The organism is Dickeya undicola, from assembly GCF_000784735.1.
In the GTDB taxonomy this organism is placed as follows: Bacteria; Pseudomonadota; Gammaproteobacteria; order Enterobacterales; family Enterobacteriaceae; genus Dickeya; species Dickeya undicola.
Window position 1 is genome coordinate 136,301 of sequence record NZ_JSYG01000034.1, and the last position, 16,092, is coordinate 152,392.

A 16,092-nucleotide genomic window follows, 5' to 3' on the forward strand; every position below is an offset into this window, starting at 1 on the left:
GAGGCTTACCATGCTAGATAAAATTGTCATCGCCAACCGCGGTGAGATTGCTCTGCGCATTTTGCGTGCCTGTAAAGAACTGGGCATCAAAACCGTCGCCGTGCACTCCACAGCGGACCGCGACCTGAAACACGTATTGCTGGCGGACGAAACCGTGTGCATCGGCCCGGCACCGTCCCCGAAAAGCTACCTGAATATCCCGGCGATCATTGCAGCAGCGGAAATCACCGGCGCGGTGGCTATCCACCCCGGTTACGGTTTCCTGTCTGAAAACGCCGATTTCGCCGAACAGGTTGAGCGCTCCGGCTTTATTTTCATCGGCCCACGCGCCGACACCATTCGCCTGATGGGTGACAAAGTGTCGGCCATCAGCGCCATGAAAAAAGCTGGTGTTCCCTGCGTACCGGGTTCTGACGGCCCGCTGGGCGACGACATGGATAAGAACCGTGCCATCGGCAAGCGCATCGGTTATCCGGTCATTATCAAAGCCTCTGGCGGCGGCGGCGGTCGCGGTATGCGTGTCGTGCGTAGCGAAAAAGACCTGGAACAATCCATCGCCATGACCCGTGCGGAAGCCAAAGCCGCGTTCAACAACGACATGGTCTACATGGAAAAATATCTGGAAAACCCGCGTCACGTGGAGATCCAGGTATTGGCGGACGGTCAGGGCAACGCCATTTATCTGGCGGAGCGTGACTGTTCCATGCAGCGCCGTCACCAGAAAGTGGTGGAAGAAGCACCTGCACCGGGCATCACCGCTGATCTGCGCCGTTATATCGGCGAACGTTGTGCCAAAGCTTGCGTGGACATTAACTACCGTGGCGCGGGTACGTTTGAGTTCCTGTTCGAGAACGGCGAGTTCTATTTCATCGAGATGAACACCCGTATTCAGGTAGAACATCCGGTAACCGAGATGATTACTGGCGTCGATCTGATCAAAGAACAGCTGCGTATCGCCGCAGGTCAGCCGCTGTCCATCAAGCAGAGCGAAGTTCAGGTGCGCGGCCATGCGGTGGAATGCCGTATCAACGCGGAAGACCCGAACACTTTCCTGCCAAGCCCTGGCAAGATCACTCGCTTCCATGCGCCAGGCGGTTTTGGCGTGCGCTGGGAATCGCACATTTATGCGGGCTACACCGTGCCGCCGCACTACGATTCCATGATCGGCAAGTTGATCACCTACGGAGAAAGCCGCGATATCGCCATTTCCCGTATGAAGAACGCACTGGCGGAACTGATCATTGATGGCATCAAGACCAACGTGGAATTGCAGATGCGCATCATGTCCGACGAAAACTTCCAGCACGGTGGCACTAACATCCACTATCTGGAGAAGAAACTCGGTCTGCAGTAATCTCCCGCACCGATGAAGAAACGGGTCGCTCATGTCGGCCCGTTTTTATTTCCGCCGCCCCCGTCTCTTTCTGGCTCGATACATCGATTTTTCGCTGGGCAATTGGCTGACATGCCGTAAAATCCCCTGTTTTGTGTCACCTATATACCCGACTTCCTGCAGGACTTAAGGGGAAATCATGGATAAACGCTTTCTTCAGGCTCACCGCGAAGCCCGTTGGTCATTGATACTGACGCTGGCTTATCTGGTGGCCTGGGTGCTCTTTGCCTATCTGCCCGACAACCGTCCCGGCCTGACCGGCTTGCCGCACTGGTTCGAACTGGCCTGTCTGGCGTTACCGTTGCTGTTTATCGGCCTGTGTTGGCTGATGGTGCGCGTGGTGTTCCGCGATGTTTCACTGGAGGATCACGATGCAAAGTGATGTCATCCTACCGCTGATTGCTTATCTGCTGCTGGTGTTCGGCTTGTCGATATATGCCTGGCGACGTCGCCAGCAGGGTAACTTTCTCACCGAATATTTTATCGGCAACCGCTCAATGGGCGGCTTCGTGCTGGCAATGACGCTGATCGGCACTTATGTCAGCGCCAGTTCGTTCATCGGTGGCCCTGGTGCGGCCTACAAATACGGGTTGGGCTGGGTACTGCTGTCGATGATTCAGGTGCCCACCATGCTGTTATCGCTCAGCATCCTCGGCAAGAAGTTCGCGATTCTGGCACGCCGTTATAACGCCATCACGCTTAATGACATGCTATATGCCCGCTACGGCAGCCGCTTGCTGGTCTGGTTCGCCAGCCTGAGCCTGCTGGTGGCATTTATCGGCGCGATGGCGGTGCAGTTTATCGGTGGTGCCCGGCTGCTGGAGACGGTAGCGCACGTGCCTTACAACCTTGGGCTGTTGATTTTTGGCATTACCATCGCGCTCTACACCGCGTTCGGCGGCTTTCGCGCCAGCGTATTGAATGATGCGCTACAAGGCATTGTGATGCTCATCGGCACCCTGCTGTTACTGGTGGGCGTCATCTATGCAGCAGGTGGTTTACCGGCCGCTGTCGATAAACTGGCGCAGATCAACCCGGCGCTGGTCGATCCGCACGGCAGCAACCAGATCCTGTCGGCACCGTTCATGGCGTCGTTCTGGGTGCTGGTGTGTTTCGGCGTCATCGGCCTGCCCAACACCGCCGTGCGCTGCATTTCCTACCGCGACAGCAAAGCGCTGCATCGCGGCATCCTGATCGGCACCCTCGTCATCAGCGTACTGATGCTGGGTATGCATCTGGCCGGTGCGCTGGGGCGCGCCATCCTGCCCAACCTGACCATTCCGGACCAGGTATTGCCGGAACTGATGCTCACCGTGTTGCCGCCGCTGGCCGCCGGGATCTTTCTGGCTGCGCCGACCGCCGCCATCATGTCGAACATTAACGCGCACTTGTTGCAAGCTTCTGCGACGATCGTGAAAGATCTTTACCTGAGCGTCTATCCTCAAAAGATAAGCAACGAGCGTTATATCCGCCATCTGTCCAGTTTCACCACCTTGCTACTCGGCCTGTTGGTCTTGCTGGCGTCATGGCGGCCGCCGGAAATGATCATCTGGCTGAACCTGTTGGCATTCGGTGGACTGGAAGCGGTGTTCCTGTGGCCGCTGGTGCTAGGCCTGTACTGGGAACGCGCTAACGCCTCCGGTGCGCTGTGCTCCATGTTCAGCGGCGCAGCCAGTTACACCTTACTCGCCAGCTTCAGCATCCAGCTGGCCGGTTTTCATCCCATTGTGCCATCACTGCTGTTAAGCCTGGTGGCGTTTATTCTGGGCAACCGCTTTGGGCACCAGCCCGCATCGGCGGTTGTCGCATCTTCATCACTTTGAGGTCAGAGGCTGCTATGCCGTGGATTCAACTGAAAATTAATACATCCGGCGCACACGCGGAACAACTGGGCGACGCGCTGTCAGAAAGCGGTGCTGTCTCGGTCACGTTTCAGGACACCCATGACACGCCGGTGTTCGAACCGCTGCCAGGTGAAACCCGTTTATGGGGCGATACCGACGTCATCGGTCTGTACGACGCTGAAACCGACATGGCTGAGGTCGTCGCCATGCTGGAGCAGGAACCGCTGCTTGGTGCCGGTTTCCGGCACAAAATCGAACAACTGGAAGATAAGGACTGGGAACGGGAATGGATGGAAAACTTCCACCCGATGCAGTTCGGCAAGCGGCTGTGGATTTGCCCGAGCTGGCGCGACGTGCCGGACCCGAACGCGGTCAACGTGATGCTGGACCCCGGTCTGGCGTTTGGCACCGGCACCCACCCGACCACCTCGTTGTGCCTGCAATGGCTCGATGGGCTAGACCTGAACGGCAAGACCATCATCGATTTCGGCTGTGGTTCCGGCATTCTGGCGATTGCCGCGCTGAAACTCGGTGCCGCCCACGCCATCGGTATCGATATCGACCCGCAGGCGATTCAGGCCAGCCGCGACAACGCGCAGCGTAACGGCGTATCCGAACGTCTGGAGCTGTATCTGCCGAAGGATCAGCCCCAAGACCTGTCCGCCGACGTGGTGGTCGCCAACATTCTGGCGGGTCCTCTGCGTGAACTGGCACCGTTGATCAGTGTGTTGCCTAAGAGCAGCGGTCACCTCGGCCTGTCCGGTATTCTGGCTTCGCAAGCGCAAAGCGTGGCAAATGCTTATGAAGACCAATTCCAGCTCGACCCGGTAGCGGAAAAAGAAGAGTGGTGCCGCATTACCGGTATCCGCAAACCAGTCTGACCTGTTGCGGTTGCCTGCCGGAATATCACGGTTCCGGCAGGCGTTTCATCTGGACATTTCGCTGGATAAACATACAACCTACGCCATCAATCACTGCTTCCATGCAGTGAAACAGCATATTCAGGCAGATGTTTCATTTCCCTCATCTGTTTACAAAATCAGCGACATGAAAATAACCTTATGTAAATAAAAGAAAAATAAAAACCGCGTGAAGGCAATGCGGCATTTCCTTGATCTGTTCCGCTCAATTGCTCAAAGTTTGGCCTTTCCTATCGCGTAAAAAATGCGTAATATACGCGCCCTTGCAGGCACAGTATGGTCACTCTTTGTCTATGCGCATTGGACAATTTCAGCTTCCCAATCGTTTGATTGCCGCCCCGATGGCGGGCGTAAGCGATCGCCCGTTCCGGGCACTCTGTCACGCGATGGGCGCTGGAATGACGGTATCCGAGATGCTCTCTTCCAATCCGGAAGTGTGGCGTTCGGACAAGTCGCGACTGCGCATGGTGCATAGCGATGAGCCCGGTATCCGAGCGGTGCAGATAGCCGGTGGTGATCCGGACGAGATGGCAGCGGCCGCCAGAATCAATGCGGAGAACGGCGCGCAGGTCATCGACATCAACATGGGATGCCCAGCCAAGAAGGTCAACCGCAAGATGGCCGGATCGGCGTTGTTGCAGTATCCGGAACTGGTCAAACAGATCCTGACGGCGGTGGTGAAAGCGGTAGACGTGCCGGTAACACTGAAAATTCGCACTGGTTGGGCACCAGAGCACCGTAACTGTGTAGAGATTGCCAAATTGGCTGAAGACTGCGGTATTCAGGCGCTTACTGTTCATGGACGCACGCGCGCGTGTCTGTTCAATGGCGAAGCGGAATACGACAGTATTCGGACAGTTAAGCAGAGCGTTTCCATTCCCATCATTGCGAATGGCGACATTACTGACCCGCGCAAAGCCAGAGCGGTTCTTGATTACACCGGGGCAGACGCCCTGATGATAGGACGAGCCGCTCAGGGAAGACCCTGGATCTTTCGGGAAATCCAGCATTATCTGGACACAGGGGAGTTGCTGCCGCCCCTGCCACTGGCAGAGGTCAAGCGCTTGTTGATCGAGCATATACGGGAATTGCACGACTTTTATGGTCCAGGCAAGGGATTTCGTATAGCGCGTAAGCACGTGTCCTGGTATCTCCAGGAGCACGCCCCAAACGACCAGTTTAGGCGCACATTCAACGCAATAGAGGACGCCAGCGAACAGCTGGAGGCGTTGAAGGCATATTTTGAAAATCTTGCGTAAACAGAAAAAGAGCTGACAGAACTATGTTCGAACAACGCGTGAATTCTGACGTACTGACCGTTTCCACTGTAAACTCTCAGGCTCAGGTAACCCAAAAACCCCTGCGCGACTCGGTTAAACAGGCACTGAAGAACTATTTCGCTCAACTGAATGGTCAGGACGTGAATGACCTGTATGAGCTGGTACTGGCTGAAGTAGAACAGCCGCTGTTGGACATGGTGATGCAATACACCCGCGGCAACCAGACTCGCGCTGCTCTGATGATGGGTATCAACCGCGGCACGCTGCGTAAGAAACTGAAAAAATACGGCATGAACTGATAGCCATCAGTTTATCCTTTGAAAAAAGGTGCTTTACCTCTTCGGTTAAGCGCCTTTTTCTTTGCCCTCTATTCAGGCTGCAACGACCTTAGTGTGGACGCGCCTGCGAGATGAGGAATTCGTTGTTAATGACTCATTCCCTCTGCTTTGTCCGTTTCCGACGCATGAAAGAGTCGGTACAGGTTCTCCAACCGTTCCGCTAACACGAACGTTAAAATCTCTTTCGATTCCGGATGATTCAATTCAACAATCGCGTGAGCCAGCGCACGACACTGATCGAGCACTTCTTCGGGTTCTAACGGCGTGTTGTCAAACATGGTGCACCTCCTGAACGGGCAGGCGACCAGCGAAAACCATCACATAGCCATCAGGGGAATGTTCTCGCGCCTGACGCCCGGTGGTAGCGATAATATGCACGACACGTTGGAAGGCGATTCCCAAAGCAAGAAAGCGATACTGAAATTCGGGGCGAGTTTGGGTAGACTGGATATCAGCCATAGTGTTAGCTCCTATAACATTGTGGTTAGAGGCCCGGTTAGTGCTACAACACTGCCGGGCTTCATATTTCATAGGTGAATCGCACCTATATGACTAACATTACGCCTAAGTGAATCGCACCTCAAGGTGTTTTTTAGAATTATTTTTACGTATACTGAATCGCACTTAGTACACGGAGATCCAGTAATGGCAACGGGTTCAATTAACAACAAGTCACAGCAGTTGAATGCAAGGTTCCCGCACGATGTTGTTGCCGAAATGGAAAGCAGCCTTGAAGCTGGCGAGACAAAGGCGCAATTCATCATCACCGCAGTAAAAGGCGAGATCAAACGCCGCCAGCGAAAATCGTCCAAAGACGAATACAAAGACTGAGTGTTGTTGCGGGTAGTGTAGGCTGCAAGTCAACTAGTGCCATAAGCAAGCATTTGCGTATGTATATATGTTGGCCATAGTTATCAGCATCGGTGTTGCATTTATGCCCTATTTGTGCCATGATAATGCCGTAGTTTAGTTGTGGCGGTAGGAATATCCCCACGGTAAAAACCCAAATTCCTTGTTTGTTTGTGGCGGTAGGAATATCCCCACGGTAAAAACCCAAATTCCTTGTAAGATAACTACCCTAAAAACCCTGTCTATTTGTCAGGGTTTTTTTGTATGGAAAATCGGACGCTTATGGAACTTAGAAAGCTAGACAGTACTTTTTATCAGCATAATCCCGTGGTGCATGAAGCACTCGATTTCGACGCTAGATCAAATTCATGGCTCGGTGGCGATAAAATCAGAGGCCATGGAATTGTCCAGATACAGCTGAATGGACTAACTTTCGCCATTCCGGTCAGGTCACATATCCGCCATGATGACTGTCACATCATTGAGCGCGACACAAGCAGGAACGACGTCAGGGGAATGGGACTGGACTACTCTAAAGCCATGCTAATAACCGATCCGTCTTACGTTAGCGCTGAAGTCTTCCTTCTGAAAAGTAAAAAAGCCGCGAAAGACCTGCTTTCTAAAGAATCGCATGTTACCAAACAGTTTTCCAAATATGTGGCTCGTTATGTTGAGGCCGTCAGAAAAAATGATACGAATATACTGCGCCGCGATTACCGCTTTACTACCCTGATAAACTATCATACCGAGCTTGGATTAACAGTACCGTCTGCCGAATGAGCCGCAACTGCGGCTTTAATTAATTCTGCCCGTTGGTTTCTTTCCCCCAACAGTGCAGACCAGAATTCTATCTAGCTTCGCGCCGTTCCCACGTCCCTGCCGAATATACTACGTATAGCATTACCTGCAGCTAATTAGCACTAAGAGTGTATATAACAACCATCAAATTTAGCCGCCCGACGACAAACACAGTCGGGTTTATCAGCAGCCAACCCAGAATCACAACACCTCAACCAGCTCAAATTCTTCAAACACCAGCAGCATAAGCGAACGTGCCTCCTATTTCAAAAAACGCCTGATGCGCTTGCTGCCAGAAAGCCAAGCTTTTGTCGCCTTCACCCTCTTTTGCTGCCATTTCCGCCGTCACATCACAGTAGCGCACCAGCGTTAACGAGCGAGTCCGAATCACGCAGGAGGGTTGCCCTGCGCCGTCCAACACAATGCTGTAATCACCGACCTGTGGTGCCTGCTCGCTTTTAAATGCGTGATATTCGCTACAGGTCGCGGTTTTATGCCCTTCCCACACCAGTTGCAGCAGCTCATCTGCCAGCTCGGGGCTGTCACCAAATGACCAGCGCAGTGCCTCTGGGTAGTTATCTAATACTTGTTTATAGCTCATTATCGTCCTCTTCTTATACCACTATGATGGCGCTATTTTCTTACGCCATCATAGTGGTAATGAGGCCATCAGGAGATATTCAGCTCGACCCACACGGCAGCGTGATCCGACGCCGCCGTATCCCAGGAGGTGACGGTCGGGAATGGCGTCACCGGCTCCGCGCCTTCTTTGGCGGTGATCTTATCAATGTTATAGATACCGCGCCGCTCAATGCCGCAGGTGACCTTGGCCTGATGCAACGGCGTGGAGATGAAAATATAGTCCAGCTGGTTCAACCGTTCTCCAGCCTTACCACCCGAAAAATAATAGGTATAACGCGCCGATTCCGGCAGGGAAGGATCGATAGCAGGGTGCAAGTCCGGCACGGAAAACAGCGGTGCCAGACTGTGCCAGGGATTGGAGACATCCTCATTCAGGTCGCCCATTACCACCACATACTCCTGCTGCAGATTGTACCCGCGGGCAATATCGGCAACCCGCTCCGCCTGTGCCCGCCGCCGTTTGGCCGCGCGTTCGCGCTCGTCATTATTACGGCCGTTCTGGCTTTTGAAGTGATTACACAACACATGCACCGGACGCGGCAGGCCAACATCGATCGTCACCTCCAGACAATCGCGGCTGAAGATCGGGGTCGATGACTCGCCAACGTCGAAAATATGGGTACGCAATTGGGTAATGTGATGTCGCGTCAGGCAAGCAACATCAATACCGCGCGGGTCGTTCGGGCTGTCGATCAAAACATATTGAGCGAATGCCTGATCCGCCAAAATTTGCCGGTTGAAATCGCGCAGCACCGCCATGTTCTCCACTTCCACCGCGCATAAGATATCGGCATTCAGCGCCTTGATGACCAACCCGGTATTTTTTCGCTGTTGATCGCCGAACGCTTCGGCGCGAAAAATCAGCTCGCCCAGCCAGTCGCCTCGCCCCTGGCAGCTCTTGTTAATGCGCAATCCAGTCTTGCCCGCTTCGCTTTTCCAACTACCGAGCGAGCCGCTATCCACACGAAGGTCAATGTAGGGCTGGAGATTGCTGGTCAGGGTAAAAACCCGATCTTTCAGCGCGTCGTCATATTTATCGGTATCCAGCAGCGCTTGTAACTGGCGTACTTTCTCCAATAATTCACTGCTTTGCTGTGGGTCGGGCAGGTTGAGAATCGCGGTGCGGTGAAACAGGTTTTCAACGTTATAGCTGGCAAGTCTGAGCTTCATGGCTCCTCCTCGGGCAACAGGCAACGGCAAGACATTACAGAGTGTAGCAGCCGATTATGACCAGCGAATATCGCCCTCCGCCCGGCGACCCTAACCTGTGGTTCTCTGTGGTAAAAACCATGATGGCTCACTATATTCATAGCGGATATAAGGCATGTCTTTTACGTGCTTGGCAAACATCACGACATCACGTAAATTCGCAGCATTTCTGACTCACAACGACAACAGCCATTACCAGGCAGGAATAATGATGAAACCATTTCGCTTAGCATTACTTACCAGCGCCTTACTGGCTACCAGCGCACTGGCTCAGGCACAAGACGATCTCAGCGCCATCAAGGCCGCAGGAGTGATTAAGTTCGGCACCGAAGGCACCTATGCCCCTTACACTTACCATGATGCTTCCGGCAAACTGGTCGGTTTCGACGTGGATGTCGGCCGTGCGGTGGCGGAAAAGCTGGGTGTAAAAGCTGAATTCGTTGAAGGCCGCTGGGATGGGTTGATTGCTGGCGTGGACGCCAAACGTTATGACGCCGTGATTAACCAGGTGGGTGTAACCAAAGAGCGTGAGGCGAAGTATGCCTTCACCAAACCGTATATCGACGCCAAATCGGTGCTGATCGTGCGTGGCGATAACACCAGTATCAAATCATTCAACGATCTGAAAGGCCACAAGTCTGCCCAGAGCCTGACCAGTAACTATTCCAAACTGGCGACCAGCTACGGTGCAGATATCGTGCCAACCGACGGCTTCAACCAGTCGCTGGAGCTGGTGCTGAGTGGCCGGGCCGAAGCCACCTTGAACGATAACCTGTCGTTCCTGGATTTCAAAAAGCATAAGCCCGACGCCAATGTGAAAGTGGTTGCCACTGCTGAAAGCGGCGACCCATCAGCCATTCTGGTACGTAAAAACCAGCCGCAACTGGTGGATGCGCTGAACAACGCGCTGGATCAAATCAAAGCAGACGGCACCTATAAGACGATTTCTGTGCGATACTTTGGACAAGACGTTTCCAAATAATGCATTGATATCGGAGTTATTGTAGATGCCATCATGGCTACAACTCATGGCAGACTCCTTCTGGAGTCTGCTTTCAGCAGGATTAACCTTCACTGTTCCTCTCGCCATTCTTTCCTTTATCCTCGGTTTGATGCTGGGTGTACTGGTCGCCTTGCTGCGCCTGTACGGCCCAAAATCGCTCAAGCGAATTTGCGACTTTTATGTGTGGGTGATTCGCGGTACGCCGCTATTAGTCCAGCTGTTCCTGATTTTTTATGGTTTGCCCAACGCGGGCATCACGCTGGATGCCTTTCCCGCAGCGCTGATCGGATTCAGCCTTAACGTCGGGGCCTACAGTTCGGAAATCGTGCGCGGCGCGATCCTTTCCGTCCCCAAAGGCCAGTGGAACGCCGCCTATTCGCTCGGCATGAGTGGTGCACAAGCCATCCGTTGGGTTATTGTGCCGCAGTCGGTATTCGTGTCGTTGCCACCGCTGGCAAATACCTTTATTTCGCTGGTCAAAGACACGTCTCTGGCCGCCGTCATCACGGTGCCGGAAATGTTTCTGGCGGCGCAGCGTATCGTGTCGGTCACCTACGAGCCGCTGATCCTCTACGTCGAAGCCGCATTAATCTATCTGCTGTTCAGCACCGTGCTGAGTAAACTGCAGGCACGGCTGGAAAAATACTACCAGCGCCACACCGTTCATTGATGACTGACAGGCAGGCTGTCTGGCCTGCCTATCCTCTCTCATCCATTTTTTGTCGGCACCCTGTTTCAGCCAGAGCGTGCTGCACTAAAACAGATAGCACCGCCGCTGGCAGTTGCCCTCCTTGAGGCAGCCTCGGCGCACTAACCCCCGGTTTTTAGATAAGTTGCACCAAATTGGATCAGTCGTAATCCATTCCCTCCATTTTGGTGCACCCTATGCCTTCCCTTTATCCCCCCATACCTCTGATTTATCCCAGCGCACCACTGATACGATTTAGTTTCTTGCCTGTAGCACGCTTATTACAAGCTGGCATTGTTTTTGCTTTCTGATAACGACGGCTCCCGTATCCGGGATACAACGCCGACAGACAGAGCAGGCGCAGCCATGACTGCGCCAAAACACAACAGCACATTACTATTACATTAGGCACATACGATGATTATGAAAAAAGTGATTATGTCCACGCTGGTCGCCAGCGCTTCACTGTTTGCCTTCATCAACCAGGCACACGCAGGCTCAACTTTGGATGCCATTCAGAAGAAAGGGTTCGTGCAGTGCGGTATCAGTGATGGACTTCCTGGTTTCTCGTATGCCGATGCCAACGGCAAATACTCCGGTATCGACGTTGACGTCTGCCGTGGTGTCGCTGCGGCCATTTTTGGCGATGCCAATAAAGTCAAATTCACCCCGCTGACCGCCAAAGAGCGCTTCACCGCCCTGCAGTCTGGCGAAGTAGACTTGCTGTCCCGCAATACTACCTGGACTTCCTCCCGTGACGGCGGCATGGGCCTGCTGTTCACCGGCGTGACCTACTACGACGGTATCGGCTTCCTGACCCATAACAAAGCCGGTTTGAAGAGCGCTAAAGAGCTGGACGGCGCAACCGTTTGTATCCAGGCTGGCACCGACACCGAACTGAACGTAGCCGACTACTTCAAAACCCATAACATGAAATACACCCCGGTGACTTTCGACCGTTCTGACGAAAGCGCCAAAGCGCTGGATTCCGGCCGCTGCGATACGCTGGCTTCCGACCAGTCTCAGTTGTACGCCCTGCGTATCAAACTGGGCAAACCGGCCGACTTTGTGGTACTGCCGGAAGTGATCTCCAAAGAACCGCTGGGACCGGTAGTGCGTCGCGGTGATGAAGACTGGTTTGCCATTGTCCGCTGGACGTTGTTTGCCATGCTGAACGCCGAAGAAATGGGCGTGACGTCTCAGAACGTCGATCAGATGACGGCTAAGCCGACTACCCCGGATATGGCACACCTGCTGGGTAAAGAAGGTAACTTTGGTAAAGACCTGAAACTGCCAGCTGACTGGGCGTACAAAATCGTTAAACAGGTAGGTAACTACGGCGAAGTGTTTGAACGCAACGTGGGTCAGGGCAGTGAGCTGAAAATTAAGCGTGGCCTGAACGAACTGTGGAACAAAGGCGGCATCCAGTACGCCCCTGCCGTTCGCTGATTTCTGATGTAAAACCGGGCACGTGCTGCGAACCAGCCGTGCCCTTGCTTTATCTGTCACTGAGGCTCCAACATGCTGCAACGCCCAACCGTGAAAGGTGATTTATCACTGACTAATCCAGCGGTGCGCGCCTGGTTGTATCAAATCCTGGCGGTCATCATCGTCGTGGTTACCGTCGGTTATCTGCTGCACAACACGGTAACCAATCTGGAGCAGCGCGGAATTACGTCAGGTTTTGCCTTTTTGAACAACAGCGCCGGCTTTGGCATTGTCCAGCACCTGATTGACTACAATCAGGACGACACCTATGCCCGCGTCTTTGTTATTGGCCTGCTTAATACGCTGCTGGTTTCAGCTATCTGTATCATCTGCGCCTCACTGCTGGGGTTTATCGTCGGTCTGGCTCGTCTGTCCGATAACTGGCTGTTGCGTAAACTGTCCACTATCTATATCGAGACATTCCGTAATATTCCGCCACTGCTGCAGATCTTCTTCTGGTATTTCGCGGTACTACGCAACCTGCCGGGACCGCGCCAGGCGGTAAACGCGTTCGATGCCTTTTTCCTGAGCAATCGTGGATTGTATATTCCGGCTGCTGAGTTTGGCCCTGGGATACTTCCTTCGATACTGGTGCTGATCATTACATTGGTCGCCGCCGCCATGATTTTTCGCCGCAATAAACGCTACCATGCCCTTACCGGTCAGCAACGCAGGTCATGGCCGATTCCATTGGCGATGCTCGTGGTGTTGCTGGGCTTATCGCATCTCATCTTTGGTGCAGCACTGCACTGGGACTTTCCGGCCCTCAAAGGATTTAACTTTAGCGGTGGTCTGGTGCTGATTCCTGAACTGGCAGCCTTGGCGCTGGCATTATCGGTGTATACCTCCTCCTTTATCGCCGAAATCATCCGCTCCGGGATCCAGTCCGTCTCTTATGGGCAACACGAAGCAGCACTGTCGTTGGGCCTGCCCAAACCGGTCACCCTGCGTAAGGTTATTCTGCCGCAGGCGCTGCGTGTGATTATTCCGCCATTGACCAGCCAGTATCTGAACGTGGTGAAAAACTCGTCGTTGGCTGCCGCCATCGGTTATCCAGATATGGTGTCGTTGTTCGCTGGCACCGTACTGAACCAGACCGGCCAGGCCATCGAAACCATCGCCATCACCATGTCGGTCTACCTGATTATCAGCCTGCTGATCTCGTTACTGATGAACATCTATAACCGGAAAATCGCCTTAATTGAGCGTTAAAGGAATAGGATGACCATGATTACACACACACCATCCAACCCGACGCCCATTAACCGCGCTATCGTCTGGGCGCGACGGAACCTGTTCTCCAACATCACCAATAGCCTGCTGACACTGGCCTGTCTGTGGCTGCTGTGGACGCTGCTCCCGCCGCTGCTGAACTGGGCCATTCTCAAAGCCAACTGGGTTGGGTCTACCCGTGCAGATTGCACCAGCGACGGTGCGTGCTGGGTGTTTATCCACGCCCGCTTCGAGCAATTCATGTACGGCCTTTACCCCCGGGAGGAGCTCTGGCGTATCAATTTCGCGCTGGTACTGGCACTGATCAGTATCCTGCCGATGTTCTGGCGTAACCTGCCGCACCGCGGTCGTTACATCGCCGTCTGGTGCGTGGTTTATCCGTTGATCGCCTGGTGGTTGCTGTTCGGTGGTTTTGGCGGCCTGAGTCGGGTGGAAACTCGCCAGTGGGGTGGCCTGACGTTAACCATCATCATCGCAGCCATCGGCATCGCTGGCGCTTTGCCACTGGGAATCCTGCTGGCATTGGGACGTCGCTCCAATATGCCGATACTGCGGGCGCTCTGCGTGATTTTCATTGAGTTTTGGCGCGGCGTTCCACTGATCACTGTACTGTTCATGTCCTCCGTCATGCTGCCTTTGTTTCTGACGGAAGGCACCAACATCGACAAACTGTTGCGTGCGCTGGTCGGGGTGATTCTGTTCCAGTCCGCCTATGTGGCGGAAGTGGTCCGCGGCGGTCTGCAAGCGCTACCCAAGGGGCAATATGAAGCGGCTCAGTCTCTGGCGCTCGGCTACTGGCGTATGCAGGGGCTGGTGATTCTGCCTCAGGCTCTGAAGATGGTGATACCCGGTCTGGTCAACACCATCATCGCGCTGTTCAAAGACACCAGCCTGGTGATCATCATCGGCCTGTTCGACCTGTTCAGCAGTATTCAGCAAGCGACCGTTGATCCGGCCTGGCTGGGAATGTCCACGGAAGGCTATGTGTTTGCCGCCATCCTCTATTGGATCTTCTGTTTCAGCATGTCGCGTTATAGCCAGCATTTAGAAAAACGTTTTGATACCGGACGCAAGTCTCATTGAGGTTACCCATGAACCAGGACACGTTAACACCATCTTCCGACTACATGATCACGCTGGAAAACGTGAATAAGTGGTATGGGCAGTTCCACGTACTGAAAAATATCAACCTGCAGGTCAAGCAAGGGGAACGCATTGTTCTGTGCGGACCGTCAGGCTCCGGTAAATCAACTACCATCCGCTGTATCAACCATCTGGAAGAACATCAGCAAGGGCGCATTGTGGTAGACGGTATCGAACTCAATCACGATAGCCGCAATATCGAGAAAATCAGAACAGAAGTAGGCATGGTATTCCAACATTTCAACCTGTTCCCGCATCTGACGGTTCTACAGAACTGTACGTTAGCACCGTGCTGGGTCCGTAACATGCCGAAAAAGGAAGCCGAAGAGCTGGCGATGCACTATCTGGAACGGGTCCGTATCGCTGCACATGCCCATAAATACCCTGGTCAGCTTTCCGGCGGCCAGCAACAGCGTGTCGCAATTGCCCGCTCATTGTGCATGAAACCGAAAATCATGCTGTTTGACGAACCAACATCAGCGCTGGATCCAGAGATGGTGAAAGAGGTACTGGATACTATGCTGGGTCTGGCAGAAGATGGAATGACCATGCTGTGTGTGACCCATGAAATGGGCTTTGCTCGTACGGTAGCCAATCGGGTGATCTTTATGGATCAAGGCGAGATCGTCGAACAGGCTCCGCCGGATATCTTCTTCGGCAGCCCACGTTCAGAACGTACACAAACGTTCCTGGCTCAGATACTGCACTAATAACACCCACCCCTTCTCAAGCCCGCTCACCGTAGCGGGCTTTTTCATGCCCTGAATGTCGCACAGAAAGAAGCGAACCGATCGATAAAATCCTGCTTTACCGTCACGAGTCTGGGCGTGATATCAACGCGCTGCTCGATGCCGACACGCTGGCCGTGGCCTGTGATTCCGCATTAACGCTCGCCCTGCCCTGTCTCGATCTCAACCAGCCCGTGCAGATCGCCGCGTTTATCCGCGACTGGCTGCGAAGGAGAACGGGTATAACCGGAGACTGAGTGCGTATTACGGGAAGTTTTCTCTGCCGACGGGTGCGCGCCCGACAGACACCACCCCAAAAGCAAAAAACCCCCGGCATAAACCGGGGGTTCCTTATGTGATGCCTGGCAGTTCCCTACTCTCGCATGGGGAGACCCCACACTACCATCGGCGCTACGGCGTTTCACTTCTGAGTTCGGCATGGGGTCAGGTGGGACCACCGCGCTCTCGCCGCCAGGCAAATTCTTTTCATTCCAACCGTTATGCTCACACTTCCCGTGCACAACCATCAGAACCAA

Annotated in this window: 17 protein-coding genes, 1 rRNA gene and 1 pseudogene; 14 read left to right on the forward strand and 5 right to left on the reverse strand. The window is 53.8% G+C overall.

Annotation, left to right across the window (positions count from 1 at the left end; genetic code table 11):
- Positions 1-10 precede the first annotated feature (10 nt).
- The 6 genes from accC (at position 11) to fis (ending at position 5,736) form a co-directional block, all read left to right on the forward strand.
- Positions 11-1,354, forward strand: a complete 1,344-nt coding sequence (gene accC, locus OB87_RS16405; RefSeq protein ID WP_033570480.1) for an acetyl-CoA carboxylase biotin carboxylase subunit — start codon at positions 11-13, stop codon at positions 1,352-1,354.
- A gap of 178 nt (positions 1,355-1,532) precedes the next feature.
- Positions 1,533-1,775, forward strand: a complete 243-nt coding sequence (locus OB87_RS16410) for a YhdT family protein (protein ID WP_033570481.1) — start codon at positions 1,533-1,535, stop codon at positions 1,773-1,775.
- The gene (gene panF / locus OB87_RS16415; protein WP_033570482.1) at positions 1,765-3,216 is read left to right on the forward strand and encodes a sodium/pantothenate symporter; all 1,452 of its coding nucleotides are present in this window, start codon (positions 1,765-1,767) and stop codon (positions 3,214-3,216) included. Before OB87_RS16410 ends, panF begins: the two co-directional genes overlap by 11 nt.
- A 14-nt stretch (positions 3,217-3,230) precedes the next feature.
- Entirely contained in the window at positions 3,231-4,118 is an 888-nt protein-coding gene (prmA, locus tag OB87_RS16420; protein ID WP_033570483.1) for a 50S ribosomal protein L11 methyltransferase, read from the forward strand.
- Positions 4,119-4,450: 332 nt separating this feature from the next.
- Positions 4,451-5,416: a tRNA dihydrouridine synthase DusB gene (gene dusB, locus OB87_RS16425; protein ID WP_033570484.1), complete on the forward strand. Its 966-nt coding sequence runs from the start codon at positions 4,451-4,453 to the stop codon at positions 5,414-5,416.
- Between the two features lie 23 nt (positions 5,417-5,439).
- On the forward strand, positions 5,440-5,736 hold the full coding sequence (gene fis / locus OB87_RS16430; protein ID WP_012883002.1) for a DNA-binding transcriptional regulator Fis: 297 nt from the start codon (positions 5,440-5,442) through the stop codon (positions 5,734-5,736).
- A 125-nt stretch (positions 5,737-5,861) separates the two neighbouring features.
- On the opposite strand, the gene OB87_RS16435 is transcribed toward fis, so the two are convergent.
- Complete coding sequence (locus tag OB87_RS16435; protein ID WP_033570485.1) at positions 5,862-6,053, reverse strand: hypothetical protein; 192 nt, start codon at positions 6,051-6,053, stop codon at positions 5,862-5,864.
- Positions 6,046-6,234 carry a host cell division inhibitor Icd-like protein gene (locus OB87_RS20045; protein WP_072025494.1) on the reverse strand — a complete coding sequence of 63 codons (189 nt, stop codon included), beginning with the start codon at positions 6,232-6,234 and terminating at the stop codon, positions 6,046-6,048. The genes OB87_RS16435 and OB87_RS20045 overlap by 8 nt, the downstream gene beginning before the upstream one ends.
- 186 nt (positions 6,235-6,420) lie before the next feature.
- On the opposite strand from OB87_RS20045, the gene OB87_RS20855 reads away from it, so the two are divergent.
- Positions 6,421-6,606 carry a YlcI/YnfO family protein gene (locus OB87_RS20855; protein WP_033570487.1) on the forward strand — a complete coding sequence of 62 codons (186 nt, stop codon included), beginning with the start codon at positions 6,421-6,423 and terminating at the stop codon, positions 6,604-6,606.
- Between the two features lie 282 nt (positions 6,607-6,888).
- Positions 6,889-7,404 (forward strand): type III toxin-antitoxin system TenpIN family toxin, encoded by a 516-nt coding sequence (gene tenpIN / locus OB87_RS16450; RefSeq protein WP_081977409.1) that lies wholly within the window; start codon positions 6,889-6,891, stop codon positions 7,402-7,404.
- A 219-nt stretch (positions 7,405-7,623) separates the two neighbouring features.
- Here tenpIN and OB87_RS16455 read toward each other — a convergent pair.
- Positions 7,624-8,023: pseudogene (locus OB87_RS16455) on the reverse strand (ASCH domain-containing protein).
- Positions 8,024-8,091: 68 nt separating this feature from the next.
- Positions 8,092-9,234: an endonuclease/exonuclease/phosphatase family protein gene (locus tag OB87_RS16460; RefSeq protein ID WP_033570488.1), complete on the reverse strand. Its 1,143-nt coding sequence runs from the start codon at positions 9,232-9,234 to the stop codon at positions 8,092-8,094.
- Between the two features lie 250 nt (positions 9,235-9,484).
- Between OB87_RS16460 and OB87_RS16465 the strand changes: the two genes are divergently transcribed.
- The 6 genes from OB87_RS16465 to OB87_RS16490 all read left to right on the forward strand — a co-directional run bounded on the left by OB87_RS16465 (position 9,485) and on the right by OB87_RS16490 (position 15,538).
- A complete protein-coding gene (locus tag OB87_RS16465) occupies positions 9,485-10,255 on the forward strand; it encodes an amino acid ABC transporter substrate-binding protein (RefSeq protein ID WP_033570489.1) in 771 nt (256 codons plus the stop codon).
- Between the two features lie 25 nt (positions 10,256-10,280).
- Positions 10,281-10,946, forward strand: a complete 666-nt coding sequence (locus tag OB87_RS16470) for an amino acid ABC transporter permease (protein ID WP_033570490.1) — start codon at positions 10,281-10,283, stop codon at positions 10,944-10,946.
- 441 nt (positions 10,947-11,387) lie between these two features.
- A complete protein-coding gene (locus OB87_RS16475) occupies positions 11,388-12,413 on the forward strand; it encodes an amino acid ABC transporter substrate-binding protein (protein WP_033570507.1) in 1,026 nt (341 codons plus the stop codon).
- Between the two features lie 72 nt (positions 12,414-12,485).
- Entirely contained in the window at positions 12,486-13,664 is a 1,179-nt protein-coding gene (locus tag OB87_RS16480) for an amino acid ABC transporter permease (RefSeq protein WP_033570491.1), read from the forward strand.
- A 9-nt stretch (positions 13,665-13,673) separates the two neighbouring features.
- On the forward strand, positions 13,674-14,768 hold the full coding sequence (locus tag OB87_RS16485) for an amino acid ABC transporter permease (RefSeq protein WP_033570492.1): 1,095 nt from the start codon (positions 13,674-13,676) through the stop codon (positions 14,766-14,768).
- A gap of 8 nt (positions 14,769-14,776) precedes the next feature.
- Entirely contained in the window at positions 14,777-15,538 is a 762-nt protein-coding gene (locus OB87_RS16490) for an amino acid ABC transporter ATP-binding protein (RefSeq protein ID WP_033570493.1), read from the forward strand.
- A 378-nt stretch (positions 15,539-15,916) separates the two neighbouring features.
- Here OB87_RS16490 and rrf read toward each other — a convergent pair.
- Positions 15,917-16,032: ribosomal RNA gene (gene rrf / locus OB87_RS16495) — 5S ribosomal RNA — on the reverse strand.
- Between the last annotated feature and the right edge of the window lie 60 nt (positions 16,033-16,092).

Coding starts and splice junctions, on each gene's coding strand:
- accC (WP_033570480.1), top strand. CDS start 11: ATGCTAGATAAAATTGTCATCGCCAACCGCGGTGAGATTGCTCTGCGC.
- OB87_RS16410 (WP_033570481.1), top strand. CDS start 1,533: ATGGATAAACGCTTTCTTCAGGCTCACCGCGAAGCCCGTTGGTCATTG.
- panF (WP_033570482.1), top strand. CDS start 1,765: ATGCAAAGTGATGTCATCCTACCGCTGATTGCTTATCTGCTGCTGGTG.
- prmA (WP_033570483.1), top strand. CDS start 3,231: ATGCCGTGGATTCAACTGAAAATTAATACATCCGGCGCACACGCGGAA.
- dusB (WP_033570484.1), top strand. CDS start 4,451: ATGCGCATTGGACAATTTCAGCTTCCCAATCGTTTGATTGCCGCCCCG.
- fis (WP_012883002.1), top strand. CDS start 5,440: ATGTTCGAACAACGCGTGAATTCTGACGTACTGACCGTTTCCACTGTA.
- OB87_RS16435 (WP_033570485.1), bottom strand. CDS start 6,053: ATGTTTGACAACACGCCGTTAGAACCCGAAGAAGTGCTCGATCAGTGT.
- OB87_RS20045 (WP_072025494.1), bottom strand. CDS start 6,234: ATGGCTGATATCCAGTCTACCCAAACTCGCCCCGAATTTCAGTATCGC.
- OB87_RS20855 (WP_033570487.1), top strand. CDS start 6,421: ATGGCAACGGGTTCAATTAACAACAAGTCACAGCAGTTGAATGCAAGG.
- tenpIN (WP_081977409.1), top strand. CDS start 6,889: ATGGAAAATCGGACGCTTATGGAACTTAGAAAGCTAGACAGTACTTTT.
- OB87_RS16460 (WP_033570488.1), bottom strand. CDS start 9,234: ATGAAGCTCAGACTTGCCAGCTATAACGTTGAAAACCTGTTTCACCGC.
- OB87_RS16465 (WP_033570489.1), top strand. CDS start 9,485: ATGAAACCATTTCGCTTAGCATTACTTACCAGCGCCTTACTGGCTACC.
- OB87_RS16470 (WP_033570490.1), top strand. CDS start 10,281: ATGCCATCATGGCTACAACTCATGGCAGACTCCTTCTGGAGTCTGCTT.
- OB87_RS16475 (WP_033570507.1), top strand. CDS start 11,388: ATGAAAAAAGTGATTATGTCCACGCTGGTCGCCAGCGCTTCACTGTTT.
- OB87_RS16480 (WP_033570491.1), top strand. CDS start 12,486: ATGCTGCAACGCCCAACCGTGAAAGGTGATTTATCACTGACTAATCCA.
- OB87_RS16485 (WP_033570492.1), top strand. CDS start 13,674: ATGACCATGATTACACACACACCATCCAACCCGACGCCCATTAACCGC.
- OB87_RS16490 (WP_033570493.1), top strand. CDS start 14,777: ATGAACCAGGACACGTTAACACCATCTTCCGACTACATGATCACGCTG.